Here is a 22,603-nt window from a genome sequence, read left to right on the forward strand (position 1 = left end):
CTGTTGTTTTTATCTTTAACCCTCCATGTATTTATAATTCCTGTATCGCTTTAAAGCCGGTATCGATGCGGTATTGTTTTCCTTTTTTAAATTCAAAAGGCAACACGATCCCCTTGTAACGCAGGTCTGCCTTACCGTCGGCGATCGCCTTTATCGTAAGTGCCGTGAGCTGCTTGCGCTCCCAGCTCATATCCAGCACCAGGCCTCCCCTTGCATGAATGCCATCGATCCGGCCGCTGGGCAATGCCTCCGGCAATGCCGGCAGGATATCAATAAACCCCGCGTGTGACTGTACGAGCATTTCGCCAATACCGGCCGCACCCCCAAAATTCCCGTCAATCTGGAAGGGCGGATGCGCATCAAACAGATTGGGATAGCTGCCGGCCCCTCTTCCGGCGGGACTCAGCAACATCTGGATGAGCTTATAGGTATGATTGCCATCTTTGAAGCGCGCCCACAGGTTGATCTTCCAGCCCAGGCTCCAGCCGGTAGCTGCATCCCCGCGATAGATCAGCGACTGACGGGCCGCTTTCATCAGGTCGGGAGTGGTTTCCCAGTTGATCTCGTTTCCGGGGTATACCCCCCAGAGATGTGATACATGGCGGTGTTTATTGGTGGTATCATCCACATCCTGCATCCATTCCTGCAACTGGCCGTAACGTCCTATTTTATCCGGTGCGATCCGGGCATACTTAGCTTCCAGCTCTTTTCTCAATGCAGCGTCCTTATCCAGGATCTTTGACGCTTCAACAGTATTCTTAAACAGGGCACGGATGATCTGGTGATCCATTGTAGGACCGGCCACCAGCCCGCCCTGTTCCGGCGAATTGGAAGGTGTACTGATAAGGTAACCGGTCACTGGGTCTTTGACCAGGAACGAATTAAAGAACAACGCGGCCTCCTTCATAAGCGGATAAGCGGTATCCCGTAAAAAGCGTTCGTCTTTTGTAAATAAATATCGCTCCCATAAATGCTCGCAAAACCAGGCACCTCCGGTAACCCAGATGCCATGATTGGACGCATTGATCGGCGCTGTACCCCGCCAGAGGTCCGTATTGTGGTGCAACACCCATCCCGGGGCCTTATAATACTCCCTTGCGGTTTCCCGCCCGGATGCAGCCACTTCCTGCGTCATCTTAAAGAAGGCACTGTGCAGGGGCGATAACCCCAGCAGTTCCGCGGGCCAGTAATTCATCTCCGCATTGATATTCGTGGTGTATTTACTGCCCCAGGGCGGCGACAACAGGTCGTTCCAGATCCCCTGCAAATTTGCCGGATAAGTGCCCGGTCTCGAACTGCTGATGAGCAGGTACCGTCCGTATTGCAGGTACAACGCCACAAATTCCGGGTCTCCTGAACGCGAAAACTGCATCAGCCGCTGATCCGTGGGCAGCTGTGCACCGGCAGACGATACTGACGGATCAGAGAAATCCACAGAAAGCGTATTAAAATATTGCTGGTATTCTTTTACATGATCACGCAGTACCGCGGCAAAATCTTTTTGCTGTACTTTCTGTAACGCTGCTTTACAAAGCGCAGCAGGCTGCCCGGATACATCTTGATAATTGCGGTAATTGGTAGCTGCCGTTATCCATACCGTTGCTTCATCGGCCCCGCTTACTACAAGGCGGTTTTCTTTAATAGTGACGCTTCCACCCTTTGTTGTTACACGCGCATAGCCCGCTCCAAATAAAGCGCCGTCTTTTACCTGTACATGAAGGGCCACTGTATGCGGATCAATTTTTTTTAGAACAAAATTCCGGTGCGGACTGGAAAGCTCCGTTTCAAAACTGATTGCTCCGGTCTTGTCGGCAGTAAGATTTATCGCGATCACCTGATCGGGCGTACTGGCGATGTAGGTACGCTTAAAGAGGGTACCGCCACTCTTATAAGAGGTGGTTAATGTGGCATCCTCCAGGTTGAGCGTGCGCTTGTACTGTGTAACCGATGCGGTATCCACATCAAAATGAAAATGTACATCACCAAAGGGCTGATAGCGGGCCTGGTATTCCCCAACCGGGGGTACTTTATCCGATTGTATCCAGTATTTCCACTGACCATTCAGCGGTAACTTTATCTCTGGTTCTCCGGCAGGATAAATACCGATTGCCTTAGCTGTATCTTTATAACCGAGTACCCCGCCTTTGCCGGTTACATTCAGCACCAGTATAGCAATACTGTTCCTGCCTGTTTTCAACGCCGAAGCCGGAACCTTGTATTTACGTGCTTCTCCGTTGGCCTGCGCTCCCACTTTTATCCCATTCACAAAAGTAATATCCTGTTCGGAAATCTTATTCAGGTCTAGCTCAAGAGCCTTACCCTTCCAGTCTGCGGGCAGCTCAAAGCTGGTGCGGAACCATACAGCACCATCCAGTTCTCCCAGCCCCTGATTTTCCCAGCCATCATAATCGGGCACATGGATCGTTTTCCACTTGCGGTCGTTATAACTGGCCACAGAAGGATTATCCTTCTGTTTCAGAATGGCTTTGATCTGTTCGGCCCAGGCCTCCTGATCGCCTTCGGCTGATTTCAGTCCCAGAAACTCACGGCCGGCCAGGTCTTCGGCCGCTTGCTGCTTACCCGCAAATAACAAAGCTCTTATTGTATCCAGGTATTTATACGCGCCCTTGCGGTTGTAATCCCGGGGTCCGCCAGACCACAGGGTCTCTTCATTAAACTGGATCCGGTCGTTGGTGATACCACCAAAGACCATGGCACCTAAACGGCCATTACCGATGGGCAATGCTTCGACCCATTCACTTGCCGGCCGGTCGTACCAGAGCTTCAGGTCCTGAGCATTCGTTAACGCAGCACTTAAAAGAAAGGCTGCCAGCAATAGTATATTCTTATATTTTTTCATTTGCAGGTATTCCGTGTAAAACCAAATCTACGTTAATCGGGGATATGATCCATTCGCATTTGCTGAAAATATTGCGCGTTGCGCTGCAGGAATCAGTTGTAATTCAGAGCGCGCACCCTGCCAGCAGGGACAGGGCTCAACAAGGAAAGAAAGTTTCAGCCTGCCTTACTGACCACACCAGTCCTGTAAAATACCATATACCATCCGCGATCCCCGATCAATCCCTCTTTACCGCATCTTTTTTCACCTCACTCCCCACGCGGATCTGTTCATCGGTCACCACATTATCCTCAAACAATATACGTTCTGTAGCAGCGCCGCTAATTGCAGCAAATGAATGGCTACTGTCAAAGGGCCAGCAATCCCGGATGCGCGCGCCTTTTACATCGTTTAATCGCAGCAAGGGCGCATCGGCCGGCAGCCGGGCCGCTTCAAAATTAATGACCGATAACCGTTCGGTGGCATCCGCCTTTAAAGCCGGTCCAATACGTGTATTTACCCGTACATTATTCAGCGCAACATCTGCCGTATTTCTTAAAGTAATACCCGTTTCGGCTTCAAAGACCACATCATTCAGACTCATCTCAGATACCGGCATTTCTTTTAGTCCGTTTACAAACATCGCTTCCTTTGTATAGGCGGTAATATTGCTCAGCCGGATGTTGCGGAAGCGGGGTGTTCGCTCCGACACCGGTTCCTCCGGTGTCTTTGCATACTCCATATCCAGCACAATGGCCTGCATCCCTATATTTTTCATTACGATATTGCTGACCCGGATATCTTCCACCACACCACCCCGGCCACGCGCCGTTTTAATACGGATGCCACGGTCCGTACCATCAAAAATACAATTACTGATGGTAATCTTTTTTACGCCGCCGCTCATTTCACTCCCAATCACCACGCCGCCGTGTCCGCTGAGCATGGTGCAATTCGTAATCGTATAATTCTCGGCCGGACGGGCCTTTGCACGTCCCGGTGCATCCTTTCCTGACTTAATGGTGATACAATCATCTCCCACACTGATATGACAATCGCTGATGTGCACATTGCTGCAACTCTCCGGGTTAATGCCATCCGTATTGGGTGCATTCCGGCCGGGATTGATAATGGTAACCGCGTGTACGGTCACATTGTCGCAAAACTGCGGATTGATCGTCCAGAACGGCGAATTACGAATGGTGATGCCCTGGATAAGAATGTTCTTACTGCGCAGGAACTGGATGAACGGCGGGCGTAGAAATCCCCGTTTCATTTGTTTGGGATCATCCGGCAAAAGAATATTTTTATTCAACCGGTCGAACTCCAGCTGCCATTTGGACCTTGGCTGTCCTTCTTTATACCTTTCCACAAAATCCCACCATTTTTTACCGTGACCATAAATAGCACCTCTTCCCATTATAGCAATGTTCTCCACACCGTTTGCATAAAACAGCGGGGAAAAACTGGTCACATCCACCCCTTCATACCGGCTTTCCACCATGGGCAGGTAATCATCAAAATTATCGCTGAAATGCAGTTCTGCACCGGCATCGATCAGTATGGTAATATTGCTTTTTAAATGAATGGGGCCGGTAAGGTATTTACCTGCGGGAAAATACACCGTGCCGCCTCCCGCCATGGATGCGAATTGAATCGCTTGTGCGATCGCCCTGGTAGCTTTTGCACTGCTGTCTCTTTTTGCGCCGAATTTCGTTACATCATAATACTGCTGAGCGTCCGCCAGGAAAAAGGCTAAAGAAGATAGAACAACAAAAAAGAATCTCATGATATCAATTCATTATCTGGTTAAGTAATCACCGCTGAGTACAAAAGAACGCGGTTTTTTACGCAACGATCATAATCAAATGCACTGCAACAACTCTTATGCTTTCATGCAGGTCTGCACGTATCATAACCCGCATCAGTACTATGTCATCGGTTTGTGAAAACATGACCCGGACATCGACACGGGCCGGAACATCCAGACGCCCGTTTGCTATTCAAACAGCCAGTCCACCTGTTTTTTATTTCCGCTCTCATACAGCCCCGCATCATATACCGGCAGGTTGCTGCCGGCATCAATAAATCCCAGGATCAGTACAGCACCTTTTTCCAGCTTTAGTGTGTTGGTACCCGCCTTAAAATCATAACTGTGTATATGTACCTGCGGCATGCCGGGCAGCACCAGTGCATTGGCGATCTTTGTTTCTGCCTGGCCATAATCGTTGGCCAGCGCATTGGTTTCCAGTTCGGGTGCCTTCAGGAAGAGCGTATCTTTTGCAAATGCGGCCTTCCGGGGTTGGAAAAACCCGACCAGCACCTTAACCGGTTGTGCATTTGTAAATGTGATACTCAGCGGATTCTCAACCTGCTGCCGGAAGGGCATGCGTACACCGTTGAGTCCTCTTAGCTCCGGCGCCGCAGAACGGATGGACCACAGCGAGTCGGTGTAAGGCCGGCCCAGGGAATCAACCGTAAAGCGTTGTGCATTCCCCTCAATGGTTACTGCCGCATTCTTCAGCGGGATCACCTCCCTGCGTCCCGTAACCGGTGCGGTTTTCAGCGAGTCCAGCGTTCTGGCAAAATGATCCAGTTCCTGTTCAAAAGGCACCAGTACTTCCGCCCATGTTTTAAAAGTTCCGTCCACCCCACGAATAGGAATCTTCCGCTGCTGGGTCTGCATGCTGTTGGCATACAGATAGGTCCCCTTCGTCAGGGACACCAGTTTTTTATACCAGTCAACGCTTTCTTTTAGCAGCGGAAGCGCTTTCTCAAGATCTTTTATATCATCCGAATATTTATACCGCAATACCCACAATGCAGCCTCCGCCTTTGCAGCATAATGATACGCCAAGGCACGGTAACAGGCAGCATCGTTTTCTATACGCGCAAATTCCGCGCTGTTTTTTGTAACTCCCTGTATCTGCATCAGCGCTTTCACGGCGGCATCCCCATGCGCCCGCACTTCTCTTGCTATCTGAACCGGTGTTTCGCCATGATGCGCTATCCCCTTCCATTCCTTATCGGCATAGTCGATCAGCATTTCGCCTTCGGGGCTCTCCCCTTCATACAACAACGTAAATAATCCATAACGGTAAGGGTTGATCAGCTGCGTCATCAGCATGCCCAGGGTCAGGGTCTGACGGTTCCCATCCGTGATGCCAAAGCGCCGCAACAGTTTCGGTGCGATCTGTCCCATTGCCTCATACGCTTCTAAAATGGAAGCACCTTTTTCCCGGCTGATGCCGAACTGTTCCGCCATTGATCTGCTCCAGTAATCCATTTCTTCCTGCCGGTTGCGGTTCGATTGCCAGGCATAGCGGCTCCAGGCCTTGTACCAGATCCAGTCACGCTCTATCTGTAACAGGCGTTTCCCTCCTTTGACACTGTCGGCACTATATGGCCAGTCCCAATAGGAAGATTCCGGGTACAGATGCAAGGCATGCGCGCCCAGTACTTCATTCATTCCCACCACACTTTGCTGAATAAAGTCCGGCGATCCGTAACGGAACGGCTCCAGGTTGGCCAGGATATGTACGTTGGCAATATGCACGCTTCCCAGCCGGCTTAATGTTTGGTGCAACTGTGCCCATGCGCCTCTTGGTCTTGGCACCGTCAGTGCCTCTCCGTTAAATTTTGCTTCGGTGTACAGGTTCTTGTACAGGGGCAGCGCAGCCTTCATTACCGAAGGCGCATCGGTATCATGTGCCCGTAATACGATCGGCGGTTCCTCTTTAATGCCCAGGGCCTTCATACCATCCCGCACACCGGGAATGATGGTCTTTGTAAACCATTCGATATCATCATTCCCTATTCCTTCCATTGCTTCGCCCAGGCAGACCATCAGTCCTACATTTGGATATTTTTCTACAAAGGCAGCGATCGACTTCCGGGTGTAATCGGCGATAATGGGAAGGATCGGCCGCTCGCGTTCCTGCGTTTTCAGGTGATTCTTTTCCGCAAAAGGCTTTGAAACAATGATGTTGTAAAACATCTGTATCACCCAGATACCGCGCTTATCCGCTTCGGTAGTTAAAAACCGGTATAGTTCTTCGTTCTTCTTAAATGTTGCCTCATCCACTTCCACAGCATACGGATAGTCTTTCAGTTTTACCAGGGATGCAAAGGGATGTCCGTTCCAGAGGTATAAGGAATTCATGCGGTTGTGCACCATGGAATCCAGTACCTGTATCCATAGTTTTTTATCATACAGCCAGGGAAAGGTTTGTGGGGTGTAAGGATATTCATACACATTGTGCCCGGGTAAATAATAGGGCTTCTGCACCCCGATACATTCGCCGCGCAACACCATTTCCGGCGCATCAGAAAAAGATAATGATTGAGGCAGTGCACCACCTGCCCTGATACGGTCTGCCAGTTCCAGGCAGCCATACAGGGTTCCTGTAGCATCCGCTCCTGTTACTGTAATGTTTTTATCAGCAGCCTCGATAGAAAAGCTTTCTTTCCTGCCTTTACCTGAAGTAAAAATGCGGACCCATGACTCTCCCGCGGGTTTTACTGCTGATGAGCGTATGCTGACAGTATAGCCCGCTGCCACGAGTGCATTTTTTAACTGTCCTGTGCCAAACTTTACCCGTTCCGTTGCAATTGCGGGTATACCAATGGTCACTTTTCCCTTTGCTGTTTGTTTCAATTCATGAGAACCGAGAGGCGCAGCAGACAAATTCACAATAGCAATCAATAAAATACCCGTTAATAATCCTTTCATCCGTTTACTAATTCTTAATAGATTCTATAACTGCCGGTTCCGGTTCGTGAAGACACGAACCCGGGTATGCGACCATACATACCTGGCACTGATAAATGATAATAGTCCTGTTATACAGCGGGCAATGAAATGCCTCCCTGTTCGCTGCTGATATAAGCGGCCTCCACACAACGCATCGTATCCAACGCGTCATCAATATTGTTCTCCGGCTTTTCAATACGCCCTTTTTTTGCCAGGATCATCTGTTCCATGGTTCCGATAAAGGCATGCGGAAACCAGGAGCCTTCTATTTTTGTTGATTGCCATTCCGGGAATCCCGCCGTTATATATTCAAACGTATCCGGTATACCAAGCGGATAATTGATCAGCACACCCAGGCTCATTTTTATAGCCCCCCGGGTGCCTTCTATTTTTATATACGATTCCTGGTGCTGATATCCGAAGTCATGATGATGATTGGTATGAATGGTGGCCCGTATCTGAGCACCATAATCCATGATGATCGTACTTTTAACAGAAGCGAGCTGTGGGGAATCCGGATGTTTGAATGTTTTAGCATAAACACCGGAAGGATTTCCCAGAAAGGATCGTATAAGATCAATATAATGAATACTGTGATAGTTGATCTCCATGCGCGGCTTTTCAAAGAGGAACGACCAGAGTTTCCAGGGTGTATGTACATTCACATAAACCTCTATATCCGTGAGTTCTCCGATCTTCCCTTCGCGGATCATTTTTTTTGCTTCAAGAACAGCCGGCGCGAAACGAAGCTGGAAGTTGACTCCTGCCCGTATTTTTTTGGAGTGAGCGATCTCCAGCAGCCTCTTTGCTTCCCCGATACTTTCACCCAGGGGTTTCTGGATCAGCACCGTTGCATCCTCCGGCAACTGCTGCAATACACCGGCTATTTCCGAAGCGGGCAAAGCACAATCGTAAATAACGTTTTCGTCCTGACCTCCAACCATTTCCTCCAATGAATGATACACCTGCGGAATAAAAAATTTTGCTGCGAGCCCTTCCGCCTTCTGATAATCCCGGTCTGCAATGCTTTTTACATTAAAACCGGCGATGCGGTATGCCGGCAGGTGCGCATCATTTACAATGCCGCCTGCCCCAATAATACATATGCTGACTGCAGGATCATTCATATCAGGTACCTCCTTTATAATTACCATAGGTTAACAGTACCACCGAAAGCAATAATACCAGCAATGCTGCAAACAGCATCCGCTTTGTACGCGCCGTTGTAAACTTCCATTCTTTCAATACCACACCTACAACTGCACTGAACAGCACCAGCAGGATCATGTGTATGGCCCAGCTGGAAAACTCATATTTACCCAGGTTCACATGTCCCAAACCGTAAAAGAAAAACTGGCCGTACCAGAAAAATCCGGTGAGCACGGCCATTAAATAATTAGTGGTCAACGCTCCTGTCACGGCAGCGCGTTTATATTCTCCAAAGGAGCGGTTTTTCCGGTGCAGGTATAAGGTATAAAACAATGTGGTTAAAAAAGCACCCGAATTGGAAAAAATATACACCGCATTCACCTGAAAATCCCCGGCGCCATGCGCAGCAGCAAGATCAGAAATGGGCTTCCCCGCATTAATGGCAAAACCATAAAAAGCAGAGAGGATACCGGCCAGTATACACAACGGTAATCCCTTTTTAAAAGAATACCCCTGTGTGATGCCCCGGCCTTCTTTTTCTTTCATCCATCCAGCAATACCACAGCATGCGATGCCTGCAGCGCCCAGAAAAACCCCGGTAAGGATCCAGCTGCCGCCACTGCCTTTTACCACACTGCCGATAGATCCATCCATTACAGGCGGGATCAATGTTCCTAAAACACAGGACAGTCCGACAGAGACCGCGTAGGTCAGTGAAAAACCGATATAACGGATCGCCATGCCAAATGCTGTTCCGCCAACGCCATAGGCCATGCCCAGCAGGAAGGATTGAATCATGGCACCACGTGGTGCTTCCTTCAACACCATATTCAGTGATGGTACTGTGATCATTGCCACCACTACCGGCAGGATCAGCCAGCAAACGGCCGCCTGTGCCAGCCAGTAGGTCTGCCAGGACCAGCCACGCACTTTTTTCTCAGGGGTATAACAAAGGGCCGCAGATGAAGCACCTACCCCGTGAAAAAATATACCGTTAAATAATTGCATTTATTTAAACCCTCGTTTTGAATCAACACTGATGAATGAACCTGTTACAGCTTCAGATCATAAAACCGGATCGCATTGCCGGCGTACACTTTTTCCAGTGCTTCACCCGGAAGCAATGACGACAGGGTACGCTTATACACCTCCCAGGTATCTACATAATCCCTGGCCAGTAACGATACCGGCCAGTCGCCACCGCAGAAACAACGGCCGGCACCGAAATACTCCAGGATAAATTCAATATAAGGCGTTACCTGTTCCGGGGTAAACTTCCCTGCACCGGCCACTGTTCCCAGACCTGAGATCTTTGCATAAATAGTTTTATTTTTTGCTGCCTCCTGCATCAATGCGCCCCATCGTCCGTAGCGTTCCCCGCTGCCGATGGGCGGTGCATTCAGGTGATCGAAAACCATACGCAGTTCCGGAACCTGCTCTGCTACATTTAAAATGGTTTCGATATGCTCCGGCAGTACACCCACCACATCATAAGGAATATTATGCGCCGCAAGCATTTTCAAACTCTCTATTACTGCTGGCTGCAACAACCATTGCGGATCCTTTTCATCATGAATCAGGTGGCGTACACCCACGAAATAATCATCTTTCAATAACCGCTCTTCCAGCAGTTTCGCTGTACGCTGTGTATCTGCCAATGGCAGCCAGCTGACCACGCCTTTGATCCAATCCGTATTCCGGGCTACTTCCAGCATGTGAAAGGAATCTTCCATCTGCACATCCGCCTGCACAAAAACCCCTGCATGAATACCAGCGGTTTTTCTTGCGGTATCCAGCTCCCCGATGGTATAGGAACGCTTTAATAATTCCGGTGCTCCCGACAACCAGTTATAAGATGATTGCTCCGTATCCCAGATATGTATATGTGTATCGATGATCATTTTGCTGTTATTTGTTTCCATTAATTGCTTTGTTTTACAATCAACTAAGATACTACAGCTCCTTCTTTTTGCAACTGATTTAATCCAAATTCTTTATCGATGGCCGCGGTATGTTCCCCCAGCAGCGGTGCGCCGGTTGTGCTGGTGAGCAACTGTCCGTCAATCTTAAACGGACAGCGGGTGGTTGTAATGGCGGTGCCATTGCTGTTCTTTACTGTCATTTCCATCTCCAGTTCCTTATAGGCCGGATGGTTCCTCAGTCCGGGATAATCCAGCACTTCCGAACACCAGATATCCGCCGGTTCCAGTATGGCCAGCCATTCTTTTGTGGTTCGCTGCTGCAAATGTGCGGCCAGCACCCGTTTGATCGCATCACGCTGGGTAAACCATTCATCACTGCTGGTATAAGCCAGCAGCGCATAACAATCCGTCAGCTGCCCGAGTTTTACTATATCCGTCATCGCCAGCGCCAGCCAGGAATCCGCTGTTCTATAGATGCCATAGGGGGCACCCACGTAGGGGTGTCCGCCGTTCACCTCGCTGCGCTGCGGCAGCTCGTTTCCATCGTTGTAATAACAGGTCAGCAATTCAAACTGGAAATCGAGCGCACTTTCCAGCATGCTCACCTGCACCGTTCCTCCTTCTCCTGAGACTATTTTCTGATACAGCAGGGATAAAATGCCCTGCGCAAGATGGGCCCCGGATAAAATATCCACGATCGAAACGCCCAAAGGTGTAGGGTTTTCATGCGCTGTGTTGTTCAGCAATGCAATACCGGTTGCCGACTGCAGCAACAGATCCTGTCCGGGCAGGTCCTTCCAGGGGCCTGCCGCGCCAAAACCGCTGATACTGCCATATACCACAGAAGAATTGAGCTGTTTTACCGTTTCATAATCCAATCCCAACCGCTCCATTACTCCGGGGCGGAAATTATGAATGACCACATCGGCGCGCTTCAGCAGTTTTTTTATTTTAATAAGATCCGCAGCATTTTTCAGATCTGCCGTATAACTTTCCTTACTCCGGTTGATCGCCTGGAAGATCGAGGATTCGCCGTCAATAACCACATCCGACACGTACAACTCACGGCAGATATCGCCGGTAACGGGGCGCTCTACCTTTATCACTCTTGCTCCAAGATCCGCCAATGTTAAGGATGCTGATGGCCCGGAAAGGAACTGGCTGAAATCAACTACCAGAATATCGTTTAAAAAGTTCATCTACCCCTCCATTAAATGATTAATGATCGCTGCTCTGTCGGCACCTAATGCCGGTGCGGTCTTTGCCGAAACCAGTCTTTTGCCGTTCAGTATGATCGGACATCTTGTGGTCCGGATTGTTTTGCCACCCGCCTGTAATTCCTGTTCCATTTTTAGCACTTTGTATCCCTCGGTCTGGTCAAGCTCTTTCCAGCTATAAACTGCAGCGGCCCATAATCCATTCCTGTGCAGGCGCTCCAGCCAATACCGGGTCGTATTCGTTTTCAATTTCTTTGCGATCAGTGTTTTTATCTCATCCCGTTTCTGAAAAACATCTTCCTGCCGGTATGTATTCAACTCGCTCCAACCCAGTGCCGCCGCCAGGTCCCGGAGTTCCATCATTGCCAGCGAAATAAAATGATCCGCTGTTTTATAGATCCCATAAGGCGCGCCCAGCAAGGGGTTCCCGTTATTCACCTTACTGCGGTGAATGCCGTTTTTACTGTGAAAGAATGTGGTAAATAATTCAAACTGCATACCGATAGCAGATTCGATCAGGCTGAGCTCAATATAAGCACCTTTTCCCTCACGTTGTCTGCGGATCAATGCCCCCAGCACGGCCTGCACAAGGTGGATGCCGCTGATCGTATCCACCGCGGACAAACCAAACGGAACCGGCGCACCGCCTCCGCTTCCTGTAGTATAGGCAAGACCCGACAGGGACTGTACCAGCAGGTCCTGTCCCGGTTTTTGAGCCCAGGGGCCTTTGCGGCCAAAGCCCGTGATCTCGGCATAAATAATTTTTTCATTAACGGCTTTTGCATCCGCATAAGTCAATCCTATTTTTTCCATCACGCCCGGCCGGAAATTATGCGTGATGATATCCGCCTTCCGGATCAGTTTTTTAACGAGCGCCAGGTCCTCCTTATTTTTCAGATCTGCCGTAAAACTTTCTTTATTCCGGTTGATGGCATGAAAATTCAGCGCGTCATCGTCTATCCATAAATTCTTTACAGCCAGCTTCCGGCAGGGATCGCCGCCCTGCGGCCGTTCAATTTTTATAACGCGGGCCCCGAGATCCGCCAGTCGCAGACCGGCTGAAGGACCGGACAAATACTGGCTGAACTCCAGCACAATCAATCCGTTTAAGGGTAATTGGTTCATAGGATCGCTTCCGGTTTTAAACTTTCCGAATAAAGTGTATTTAGTTTAGTGAGTACCGTTTGCGGCGACGGGATATTTCCTTTTAAATATTCCTGGATGTAAAAACCTCCGGCATCCTGGAAATGCAGGTAGCCGTGATAACGCGGGCGCACATAAGCCTTCTCAAGTGTGGACCGGGTATTTTTAAAGAACCCGTTGCACACCCGGTTATTCACCATATCGTCGTATCCAAAATCATACCCCGGTTGTCCGCCGGTTAAAATATATTCAGTACCCTGCCATTCCGGGGTACATACAAATTGTGCAAAATCCACTGCAACCGACGGGTGGCTGCTGTACGCTGAAACGGCGATACCCGTACCGCCCAATGTGGTTTGCAGCGATTTTCCGTTAAATGCCGCCACATCCGCGTAAATCAGCAGTTGCCGGCTGTAATGCCTTCTTGAATAATTGGAATACCCATAGGCAAAGGGGCAATACCAGTAATCATCGGATTGACTCATTGTTTCTGCAACCGCTATGGGATTCATGGAGAAAAAACGGTGGTCCAGCAGGCTGTAAAATGCTTTCATGGTGTTTAATGCGGCAACACCTGTCATTGTATTTATCACTTCTCCGTTTTCAAACAGACCGCCACCATGTGCCTGGCAAAAAGTATAAAAGTTCATCAACAGGTCGATCGGTATGGCCGGTGCTGCTGCTTTTCCTTTTTCCGCAATGGCCATTACCTCTTCCCAGGTTTGCGGTGCCGGAACCTCTTGTTGCGCCAACAGATCCGGACGCATACTCGCTACCGGTGTTGCCGCATCAATGGCCAGTGCCCATTGTCTGCCGTCGTAAGCATAACTGTCGTGAGAGGCTCCGACTGAGTGTGCCTGTAATGTTTTTAAAAATTCTTCCGGCAGGTATTCGTTCAGTGGCAGCACACACTTGGTTACAGAAGCACTGCCCGCCCAGGGATGATCGATGATCAGCAGGTCGTAGCTTTCTGTCAGTTTTTCAATGGAATAATCCGCGAAGTCCTGCAGACTGCGTTTTTCCCACAGCACTGCTACATCCGAATGCCGTTCGCTGAAGCGCTGGGCCGCCGCCTGAAGGGGTACTATACCACGGCTGTGATCCCAGGTGATGCCTTTTAATACCACCCTATCCATGCTGCTCCTTTTTTTCAACCAGTAATAAATGTTCACAGACCATTACCAGCTGGCCTTGCTGGTTATGGACTTCCAGCAATTCTGAAACAAGACCATAACCCGGTTTTTTATGCTCCTTTTTTTCTTTAATAGTAATAGTCGTTCTTATGGTATCATTAATAAATACAGGGGCAACAAACCGCAACCGCTCATAACCGTAGGTCATAGCCACCTCGTTGATCACTCCGGCGCTCAGTCCTACCGCAACACTAAAGACCAGTGTACCATGCGCGATCCGCTGTTGAAAGGGTTGTGTCTTGCACCACTCTGCATCCATATGATGCGGATAGAAATCGCCGGTTTGTCCGGCATGCAATACAATATCAGCCTCCGTAATGGTTCTTCCGGTAGTGGTCCGCTTCTCCCCCGGCACAAAATCTTCAAAATATATCTTTACAGCCATATGACAGCATTTAGTGGCTACCGGGCGCAATATTACCTTTTACCAACAAATCGAAAATAGATCGAATCACTTAGCGGGGAAATGTTAGGATTCACTAAGCTAATGGAAGATTTTACTATGAGGTATAACGACTCATGTATCTTAGGATCCCCTTCTGTTCTTCACCAATAATCGGCCGTGCCACTGGCACTCTTTCTTTTATTTCCGCGATCCCGGCTCCGGAATAAATTCCGGAGCTTACAGACCCGGCAGGCCGACGGCCCTTTACACTGTACAATAATATTTCATTATAATTACGTTCGGGCAAGAAGCGAAACCCTATCATTTTAAAAATAACGGACTTCAGTTCGTTGCACAGAAGCATCAAAAAAACCGGGAGCCGCAGGCCTGGTATATACAACCCAGGACTCGATGCAAGATCCATCATAACGCCGGCTTCCTTTCTTTATTCCCGCATTTCCAGATCCGGCGGGCTGATGGCCCTTGACGCCTGGCGCCAGATCTTAGAGCGATTATAGGTTCTTACAAAAGGCATCGCCTTTTCTTATTTTAAAACAACGAACTTCTGTTCGTTGTACAGAGCATCATAGAAGAACTGAGAGCCGTAGGCTCGGTGCATATAAACCCTATCATCCAGGCCCAAATAAAAAAGCGGTATCAAAAGTGATTCTGATACCGCAACTAACTGTTAAATTTTCATCATCATTTATCGTCTCTGCTCATAGAATAAGGCACATCCGTATCAGCAGTACCCCGTGTTTTATTGGGTTGTGCACCCATTGTAAAGTTGATAACGGCTCCTTTCTGAAGCGTGCTAAAACCAAACCAGCTTTTGGTATAAGTCTGCCCGTTAAAAGTGGCCGACTGTACATAACGGTTCTGGTCACTATTGCCCGGGGCATTGATAACGATCTTTTTGCCGTTTTCCAGGTGTACCGTGGCTTTTTTAAACAATGGTGCTCCTACCACATATTGATCTACTCCCGGTGTTACCGGATAGAATCCAAGAGCTGAGAACACATACCAGGCACTGGTTTGCCCGTTGTCTTCATCCCCGCAATAACCATCCGGCGTCGGCTTATACATGCGGTTCATTGTTTCCCGCACCCAGTATTGCGCCCTCCAGGGCGCACCGGCATAGTTATACAGGTAGATCATGTGTTGTATCGGCTGGTTGCCATGTGCATACTGTCCCATGTTGGCGATCTGCATCTCCCGGATCTCATGGATCACGCCCCCATAATAACTGTCGTCAAAAACCGGGGGCAGACTGAATACATTATCCAGCTGTTTTACAAAATTGGGTTTGCCTCCCATCAGATCAATCAGGCCCTGTATATCATGAAACACGCTCCAGGAATAGTGCCAGCTGTTTCCCTCTGTAAAAGCGTCTCCCCATTTATAAGGGTTGAAGGGGCTCTGGAATTTGCCATCCTTGTTCTTACCCCGCATCAGGTGGTGCTCCGGATCAAAAAGATTTTTATAATTCTGTGAACGTTTCTTATACAGGTCCAGCTCTGTCTTTGGACGCCCAAGGGCTTTCCCCAACTGATAGATGGTAAAATCATCATAGGCATATTCCAGTGTCCGCGCTGCATTTTCGTTGATCTTTACATCATAGGGCACATAACCCAGTTCATTGTAATACTCCACACCTCTGCGGCCGGTGGCCCTTGGCCCTTCATTATTGGCCCCATGCAGTAACGCTTCGTACAGGGTATTGATGTCATATCCTCTTAGTCCTTTTAAATAAGCATCGGAAACTACGGATGCGGAGTTATTACCCACCATCACATCCGAATAGCCCGGGCTGCTCCATTCCGGCAGCCAGCCTCCTTCTTTGTAATCATTTACCAGTCCTGCCTGCATTTCTTTATTGATGGACGGATACAGGAAATTGAGGAAGGGATACAGTGCCCGGAAGGTATCCCAGAAGCCGGTGCCGGAGAAGCGGTAACCGGGAAGGACCTTGCCGTTGTGCGGACTGTAATGCACCACCTGGTTGGAGGCATTCAGCTCATACATTTTATGCGGGAAAAAGAGGGTCCGGTACATCGCCGAATAGAAGGTACGCAGCTGATCGATGGAAGCACCTTCGATCTCGATCTTTCCCAGGCGGTCGTTCCAGGACCTTTTTGCTTTGGCCATGGTCTGTTCAAAGCCATCTGCCGCCAGTTCGCGTTTCAGGTTCAGTTCCGCCTGTTCAAAACTGATGAAAGAGGTCCCGATCTTCATGTTTACTTTTTCACCTTTGCCGGTCTTAAATCCAACAATGGCGCCGCTGTGATCGGTGGTAATTTCCAACTCCGACTCATTGAGCTTATTGCCCTCCCAGGTATGGGCGCTGGCAAACGGTTTATCGAAACAGATCACGAAAAAGTTCTTAAAATCCGGCAGTGGTCCGCGGGCATGTTTGGTGGAATACCCGATGACCTTTTTTTCTGCGGGGATGATCTTGATATAGGAGCCTTTGTCAAACGCATCGATCACCACAAAAGAACTGTCGGTCTTTGGGAAAGTGAAGCGGAACTGCGCGGCCCGTTCGGTGGGTGTAAACTCGGTGGTTACGTCATGATCGGCCAGGTATACGCTGTAATAATAGGGTTTAGCAATCTCTGCCTTGTGGGAGAACCAGCTGGCGCGGGCGTCCTGTTCGAATACCATTTTCCCCGTAACCGGCATAATGGAGATCTGGCCGTAGTCATTCATCCAGGGAGAAGGCTGGTGCGTTTGTTTAAACCCGCGGATCTTGTCGGCATCATACGTATACATCCAGCCATCGCCCATTTTGCCGGTCTGCGCGCTCCACAGGTTCATGCCCCAGGGTACCCCCACTGCGGGATAGGTATTTCCATTGGAAAGACTGGGCTTGGACTGGGTGCCCATGAGCGGATTGACCAGTTCAACCGGATCATTCTTTTGTGCATGCAGCAGGAGCGAAAAGCCCCCTGCCAGTAATAAAAGGGCGCAGCGCGCAATCATCTTCATGAGCAATAATACTATTTTTAAATAACAAAATCGTTTTTGCAATCTTTTACAAAAATAGCTGGTTTGGATGAATTCCTGTGTTTCAATTTACAGGAAAAAAGCATCTCCTCAGGCTTCTGTCCGGTGTGGTTGTAGATTACGTGCCGTTAACCTGCCGCTTCAGGGCCTCTTTGCTGGGAAATACCGCTTTATATTCTTTTGCAAAGATGCTTCGGTTCTTTTCCGGCAGGGTAAATTCCACCACTGTCTTATTCTCCTCTTTACACAGGATAACGCCGATGGTCGGTTTTTCGACCCGGGTCTTTACCTTCCGGTCATAATAGTTCACATACATTTGCATTTGACCAATGTCCTGGTGCGTGAGTTTTCCAATCTTCAGATCAAAAAGGACGAAACATTTTAATAAGCGGTTGTAGAAAACAAGATCCACATAAAAACTGTCACCTTCAAATGTAAAACGTCGTTGCCGTCCTTCAAATAAAAAACCTTTTCCCAGTTCGAGCATAAAATGCTCCAGTTTATTTATAATAGCGGCTTCCAGCTCACTTTCAGTATAGTTTTCATTCTCATTCAGATTCAGGAATTCCAGTACGTAGTGACTTTTCAGGGCATCAATAGGTTGTTCAATGATCTGTCCTTTTTTCGCCAGTTTTTTCATCGTTCTTTTGTCCCGGCTCAGCACCAGGCGCTCATAAAGGGAGGCATTGTATTGCCGCATCAGTTCTCTTACGCTCCAATTATTCTGAACGGCTTCTATCTCATAAAAATCGCGCTCTTCTTCATCATTTATTTTCAGCAATTGAAGGTAATGGGTCCAGCTTAGTGAAAAGGGAACAGGGGGCGAGCTCTTTAATGACCGGGCCGATGACCGCTTTGCAATTGCCGCCGTTTTACCGGATTGTGAAGATTGTCCAATCAGTGATTGGACAATTCGTTTTTCATAGGTGGAATAAAACTGACGCATGTATTCCAGGTTTGATTTTGAATAGCCTTTTCCAAACTCTTTCGTCAGGTCGTCACTTAACTTCCGGATCGTTTGATCTGCGTATCCCGCCCTGGGATTGCCTTGTAGTTCATGTTCGACAATATTTCTTCCGATCTCAAAATAAGTAATGAGCATTGCGGTATTAACGTTGCGAACAACACGCTGCTGGGCGTGCAGGATCAGTGTCCGGACAGATTGAAACAGTTGTCTGGTTGTTTTTGACATGGTGTTATCATTTTAGCTACCCTTAAAGTTAACAAATAATCTTTTATTCAGCTAACGACCGTTGATCTGATTTTAATGCGGATGTTCCGGGTACCCGTACTACTTTGTATGCATGCTGCAGTCACTACCTAATGTCAGCTCCTCCCTGCACTGCAGCACAAGGGAGTGACACAACGAAGCTGATAGTAGTACTGCAGCTGGTTCAACAACCATTCATCATTCCTGATGACCGGTAATATCGAATCTCAAAAACACACTAACAATTGTTAGTTAATGTGAACATTTTTCCTTTACTTCGTATAACTTTAGAGGAATAAAAATTGAGCCTGTGTACCGGATCCATTCAACAGCAGATACCCGTTCTGCTGCGTTCAATGACAATAAAAATGCCTACCGGCAATTGCTGGAGCAGTACTATCAGCGGATGAAAAGCGTGCTGCATGATGAAGCCCAGCCCTCCGTTCAGAAACATAAAAAAAGAGGAAAACTGCTGGCACGGGAGCGGGTAGACAACCTGCTGGACCCGAATACGCCCTTTCTGGAGCTTTCGCCTCTTGCGGCTTTTGGTATGTACGACGATCAGTTTCCCTCCGCGGGGATCATCACCGGTATCGGCACCGTACATGGGCGTATGGTGATGATCATCGCCAACGACGCCACGGTGAAAGGAGGCACTTATATGGAGCTCACCATAAAGAAGCATGTGCGGGCGCAGGAAATTGCGCTGGAGAACCAGCTCCCCTGCATCTATATGGTCGACTCCGGCGGGGCTTTTCTTCCCGAACAGGATAAAGTGTTCCCGGATCGTCATGATTTCGGCCGCTTTTTTTATAACCAGGCCCGGATGTCGGCCGCAGGCATTCCGCAGATCGCTATTGTTATGGGATCCTGTACCGCAGGCGGGGCCTATGTTCCGGCCATGAGTGATGAAACGATCATCGTACGGAACCAGGGCACTATTTTTATCGGCGGTCCGCCCCTGGTAAAAGCCGCCACAGGTGAAGAGGTGACCGCAGAAGAGCTGGGCGGTGCCGTGGTACATACTTCCATTTCAGGAGTAGCGGATCATATTGCAGAGAATGATCCCCATGCACTGGTCATTTGCAGGAATATCATACAGACCTTTAAACAACCCGAAGCACAACCCCTGGAACGGGTTGCAGCGGAAGAGCCGTTATATGATCCACAGGAATTGTACGGTCTCATACAAACCGATCTGAAAAAATCTGTGGATGCCAGAGAGATCATTGCCCGGATCGTGGACGGTAGCCGCTTTCATGAATTTAAAGCGGCTTATGCACCTACCCTGATAACCGGCTTTGCACACATCATGGGATATCCCATAGGCATCATTGCCAACAACGGCGTACTGTTTGGAGAATCGGCTTTAAAAGGAGCACACTTTGTAGAACTGTGCACCGCCCGCAAAACGCCTATTTTATTTTTACAGAACATCACCGGTTTTATCGTAGGCAAGGAATACGAGCACAAAGGCATCGCCCGGGATGGCGCCAAGATGGTACATGCCGTTGCTAATGCCAATGTACCGAAATTCACGGTGGTCTTTGGAGGTTCCTTTGGTGCAGGCAATTATGCCATGTGCGGCCGCGCCTATGATCCGCGCTTTTTATTTATGTGGCCGCATTCCAAAATATCCGTGATGGGCGGCGAACAGGCAGCAGGCGTACTGACCACGGTAAAAGAAGAACAGTTAAAAGCCGCAGGAAAGGAATTTGCTGAATCAGAAAAAGAGACCCTGCGCCGGTCGATCTTAAAAAAATATGAAACCGAAGGATCCGCTTATTACAGCACGGCCCGGCTATGGGATGACGGCATTATTGATCCGGTGAATACGCGAACGGTCATTGCATTGGGCATCGCCGTTTCATTAAACAAAAAATGGGAGGAAACAAAGAATGGGGTATTCCGGATGTAGGTATCAATGTAAAGATGCATTGGTAACGGTTTTTATGAGCCGGGCTGTGGTGCAGGTGGCAGCTTTGTTGCGTCGCACACTTCAGCGCCGGTGCATGGGTAAGATAGATCGCCCCTACGGGGCTCAAATAATTTTTCATATACAATGGCTACCCATAGCAGGCACCTGCGGTGCTGTAAATAAAGCAGGTCACTGAGGGAGCCGATCCATGACAAAACGTTTTTACCAATATCCAAAGGAACTCATAAAATATAAAAATGAACACGTCATAAACAAATCACAAACAGAACAAAAGCAGACCGGTCCCATCGGGACCCGCTATCGGTAGATTCGTAAATAAAACATTTTCCCCAGCCCCGTAGGGGCGGCCTATCAAACGGTTATGGCAAACACGTACACACAAATACATCTTCAATTGGTATTTGCCGTAAAATACCGGCAGGCGCTCATTGAACGCTCCCGGAAGGATGAATTATATAAATACATTACCGCGATCATTCAAAATAGAACGCACAAATTGCTCATTGTAAATGGCATGCCCGATCACATTCATATATTGATCGGGATGCGGCCCACGCAATCATTATCCGATTTAATGCAGCATATAAAAGGAGATTCTTCTAAATGGATCAATGAAAGAGCGTTTACCAAAGGAAAATTTGAATGGCAGGAAGGCTATGGAGCCTTTTCATACAGCAGGACGCAGGTTCCCGATGTGATAGCCTATATTAAAAACCAGGAACAGCACCATTCAAAGATACGTTTCAGAGAAGAATATTTTGACCTTTTAAAACAATTTGAAATTGATTATGATGAACGATACATTTTTAAAGAAACGGTTTAGCAGGTCGCCCCTACGGGGCTCAGGCATGTCTCAAAACCAACAGGTTGCCCATATAGCGCCTCTACGAGGCAGGGCGAGGATGGCCAGTTAGTTCTTTATTCAGATCTTTACAAAGTCCTGAGAAGCCTTGCAGGGATAACATAAATACAAACGACAAACACGACATCGAACCCATTTTTGATCCTTAATCCAAAACACGGCCAGGATATCTATCAGAAATATAATAAAGTAAAAGAGCAAATGACATACACAACCCTCGAAATAGAACAGCATCACCACATCGCAACTGTCTGGCTCAACCGGCCTGAAGTAAGGAATGCGCTCAACGATACGATGATCGGGGAACTGATCGCTGCTTTCGAAACACTGGGTGCTGATGATGCAGTGCGTGTGGTTACCCTGCGGGGACGTGGCAAGGTTTTCTGCGCCGGTGCTGATCTTAAATGGATGAAAGCCACATCAACATCCGGCTATGAAGACAGTCTGGAAGAGAACCGGCGACTGGCGCGCTGTTTCCATACCGTCTACAATACGCCGAAACCCACGATCGCGGTCGTGCAGGGTGCGGCGATGGGCGGTGCCAACGGTTTGCTGGCGGCCTGCGATTTTTCCTACGCCGCAGATGATACATTGTTTGCATTTTCCGAAGTGCGGCTGGGATTGGTGCCCGCCACCATCGCTCCTTATATCTTAAAAAGAATCGGGGAAGCAAAAGCAAAAGAGCTGATCCTGACCGGGCGCCAATTTCACGCAAAAGAAGCAGCACAGGCCGGGCTCATCAACCAGGTATTGCAGGAAATGGAACTGGAAAGCAAGGTGGCTGAGCTGATACAGGAGCTGCTGCTGGGAGGGCCAGCATCCATAGCAGCAAGTAAACGGCTACTGCATTACCTGGCGGCAAAAGACCTGGATACATCCATCCCATATACCGTGGAAGCCATCGCCAGGGCCCGCAGCTCCGCCGAAGGCCAGGAAGGCATGCAGGCATTTTTTGAAAAACGAAAACCCAACTGGATCTGACAAC

General features: G+C 48.6%; 15 protein-coding genes. 3 read left to right on the forward strand and 12 right to left on the reverse strand.

Annotated features, from left to right (window positions below):
* Positions 1 to 31 precede the first annotated feature (31 nt).
* From K7B07_RS04215 to K7B07_RS04270, 12 genes are all read right to left on the reverse strand, one after another.
* Positions 32 to 2,860: a glycoside hydrolase family 95 protein gene (locus tag K7B07_RS04215; RefSeq protein WP_223707740.1), complete on the reverse strand. Its 2,829-nt coding sequence runs from the start codon at positions 2,858 to 2,860 to the stop codon at positions 32 to 34.
* Positions 2,861 to 3,077: 217 nt separating this feature from the next.
* The gene (locus tag K7B07_RS04220; RefSeq protein WP_223707741.1) at positions 3,078 to 4,628 is read right to left on the reverse strand and encodes a glycoside hydrolase family 28 protein; all 1,551 of its coding nucleotides are present in this window, start codon (positions 4,626 to 4,628) and stop codon (positions 3,078 to 3,080) included.
* A gap of 210 nt (positions 4,629 to 4,838) precedes the next feature.
* Positions 4,839 to 7,571, reverse strand: coding sequence for an alpha-d-galacturonidase (locus tag K7B07_RS04225; protein ID WP_223707742.1), 2,733 nt, complete (start codon positions 7,569 to 7,571; stop codon positions 4,839 to 4,841).
* Positions 7,572 to 7,681: 110 nt separating this feature from the next.
* A complete protein-coding gene (locus K7B07_RS04230) occupies positions 7,682 to 8,719 on the reverse strand; it encodes a Gfo/Idh/MocA family protein (RefSeq protein WP_223707743.1) in 1,038 nt (345 codons plus the stop codon).
* 1 nt (position 8,720) lies between these two features.
* Positions 8,721 to 9,749 carry an L-rhamnose/proton symporter RhaT gene (locus K7B07_RS04235; RefSeq protein ID WP_223707745.1) on the reverse strand — a complete coding sequence of 343 codons (1,029 nt, stop codon included), beginning with the start codon at positions 9,747 to 9,749 and terminating at the stop codon, positions 8,721 to 8,723.
* A 44-nt stretch (positions 9,750 to 9,793) separates the two neighbouring features.
* Positions 9,794 to 10,663 (reverse strand): amidohydrolase family protein, encoded by an 870-nt coding sequence (locus K7B07_RS04240; protein ID WP_223707747.1) that lies wholly within the window; start codon positions 10,661 to 10,663, stop codon positions 9,794 to 9,796.
* Positions 10,664 to 10,686: 23 nt separating this feature from the next.
* Entirely contained in the window at positions 10,687 to 11,862 is a 1,176-nt protein-coding gene (locus tag K7B07_RS04245; RefSeq protein ID WP_223707749.1) for a CaiB/BaiF CoA transferase family protein, read from the reverse strand.
* On the reverse strand, positions 11,863 to 13,005 hold the full coding sequence (locus K7B07_RS04250) for a CaiB/BaiF CoA transferase family protein (protein ID WP_223707751.1): 1,143 nt from the start codon (positions 13,003 to 13,005) through the stop codon (positions 11,863 to 11,865). It abuts the gene before it with no gap.
* Positions 13,002 to 14,159, reverse strand: a complete 1,158-nt coding sequence (locus K7B07_RS04255; protein ID WP_223707752.1) for an ABC transporter substrate-binding protein — start codon at positions 14,157 to 14,159, stop codon at positions 13,002 to 13,004. The genes K7B07_RS04250 and K7B07_RS04255 overlap by 4 nt, the downstream gene beginning before the upstream one ends.
* Positions 14,152 to 14,601, reverse strand: a complete 450-nt coding sequence (locus tag K7B07_RS04260; protein ID WP_223707753.1) for a MaoC family dehydratase — start codon at positions 14,599 to 14,601, stop codon at positions 14,152 to 14,154. Before K7B07_RS04260 ends, K7B07_RS04255 begins: the two co-directional genes overlap by 8 nt.
* 702 nt (positions 14,602 to 15,303) lie before the next feature.
* Entirely contained in the window at positions 15,304 to 17,589 is a 2,286-nt protein-coding gene (locus K7B07_RS04265) for a GH92 family glycosyl hydrolase (protein ID WP_223707754.1), read from the reverse strand.
* Positions 17,590 to 17,725: 136 nt separating this feature from the next.
* Positions 17,726 to 18,799: a PDDEXK nuclease domain-containing protein gene (locus tag K7B07_RS04270; RefSeq protein WP_223707755.1), complete on the reverse strand. Its 1,074-nt coding sequence runs from the start codon at positions 18,797 to 18,799 to the stop codon at positions 17,726 to 17,728.
* A 328-nt stretch (positions 18,800 to 19,127) separates the two neighbouring features.
* Between K7B07_RS04270 and K7B07_RS04275 the strand changes: the two genes are divergently transcribed.
* The 3 genes from K7B07_RS04275 to K7B07_RS04285 all read left to right on the forward strand — a co-directional run bounded on the left by K7B07_RS04275 (position 19,128) and on the right by K7B07_RS04285 (position 22,599).
* Positions 19,128 to 20,735 (forward strand): carboxyl transferase domain-containing protein, encoded by a 1,608-nt coding sequence (locus K7B07_RS04275; protein WP_276225251.1) that lies wholly within the window; start codon positions 19,128 to 19,130, stop codon positions 20,733 to 20,735.
* A gap of 382 nt (positions 20,736 to 21,117) precedes the next feature.
* Positions 21,118 to 21,579: an IS200/IS605 family transposase gene (tnpA, locus tag K7B07_RS04280; RefSeq protein ID WP_223707756.1), complete on the forward strand. Its 462-nt coding sequence runs from the start codon at positions 21,118 to 21,120 to the stop codon at positions 21,577 to 21,579.
* A 240-nt stretch (positions 21,580 to 21,819) separates the two neighbouring features.
* On the forward strand, positions 21,820 to 22,599 hold the full coding sequence (locus tag K7B07_RS04285) for an enoyl-CoA hydratase/isomerase family protein (protein ID WP_223707757.1): 780 nt from the start codon (positions 21,820 to 21,822) through the stop codon (positions 22,597 to 22,599).
* Positions 22,600 to 22,603 lie beyond the last annotated feature (4 nt).

It is taken from the genome of Niabella beijingensis (genome assembly GCF_020034665.1).
Classification (GTDB): domain Bacteria; phylum Bacteroidota; class Bacteroidia; order Chitinophagales; family Chitinophagaceae; genus Niabella; species Niabella beijingensis.

Coding starts and splice junctions, on each gene's coding strand:
- K7B07_RS04245 (WP_223707749.1), bottom strand. CDS start 11,862: ATGAACTTTTTAAACGATATTCTGGTAGTTGATTTCAGCCAGTTCCTT.
- tnpA (WP_223707756.1), top strand. CDS start 21,118: ATGGCAAACACGTACACACAAATACATCTTCAATTGGTATTTGCCGTA.
- K7B07_RS04255 (WP_223707752.1), bottom strand. CDS start 14,159: ATGGATAGGGTGGTATTAAAAGGCATCACCTGGGATCACAGCCGTGGT.
- K7B07_RS04250 (WP_223707751.1), bottom strand. CDS start 13,005: ATGAACCAATTACCCTTAAACGGATTGATTGTGCTGGAGTTCAGCCAG.
- K7B07_RS04265 (WP_223707754.1), bottom strand. CDS start 17,589: ATGAAGATGATTGCGCGCTGCGCCCTTTTATTACTGGCAGGGGGCTTT.
- K7B07_RS04285 (WP_223707757.1), top strand. CDS start 21,820: ATGACATACACAACCCTCGAAATAGAACAGCATCACCACATCGCAACT.
- K7B07_RS04220 (WP_223707741.1), bottom strand. CDS start 4,628: ATGAGATTCTTTTTTGTTGTTCTATCTTCTTTAGCCTTTTTCCTGGCG.
- K7B07_RS04260 (WP_223707753.1), bottom strand. CDS start 14,601: ATGGCTGTAAAGATATATTTTGAAGATTTTGTGCCGGGGGAGAAGCGG.
- K7B07_RS04270 (WP_223707755.1), bottom strand. CDS start 18,799: ATGTCAAAAACAACCAGACAACTGTTTCAATCTGTCCGGACACTGATC.
- K7B07_RS04230 (WP_223707743.1), bottom strand. CDS start 8,719: ATGAATGATCCTGCAGTCAGCATATGTATTATTGGGGCAGGCGGCATT.
- K7B07_RS04235 (WP_223707745.1), bottom strand. CDS start 9,749: ATGCAATTATTTAACGGTATATTTTTTCACGGGGTAGGTGCTTCATCT.
- K7B07_RS04225 (WP_223707742.1), bottom strand. CDS start 7,571: ATGAAAGGATTATTAACGGGTATTTTATTGATTGCTATTGTGAATTTG.
- K7B07_RS04215 (WP_223707740.1), bottom strand. CDS start 2,860: ATGAAAAAATATAAGAATATACTATTGCTGGCAGCCTTTCTTTTAAGT.
- K7B07_RS04240 (WP_223707747.1), bottom strand. CDS start 10,663: ATGGAAACAAATAACAGCAAAATGATCATCGATACACATATACATATC.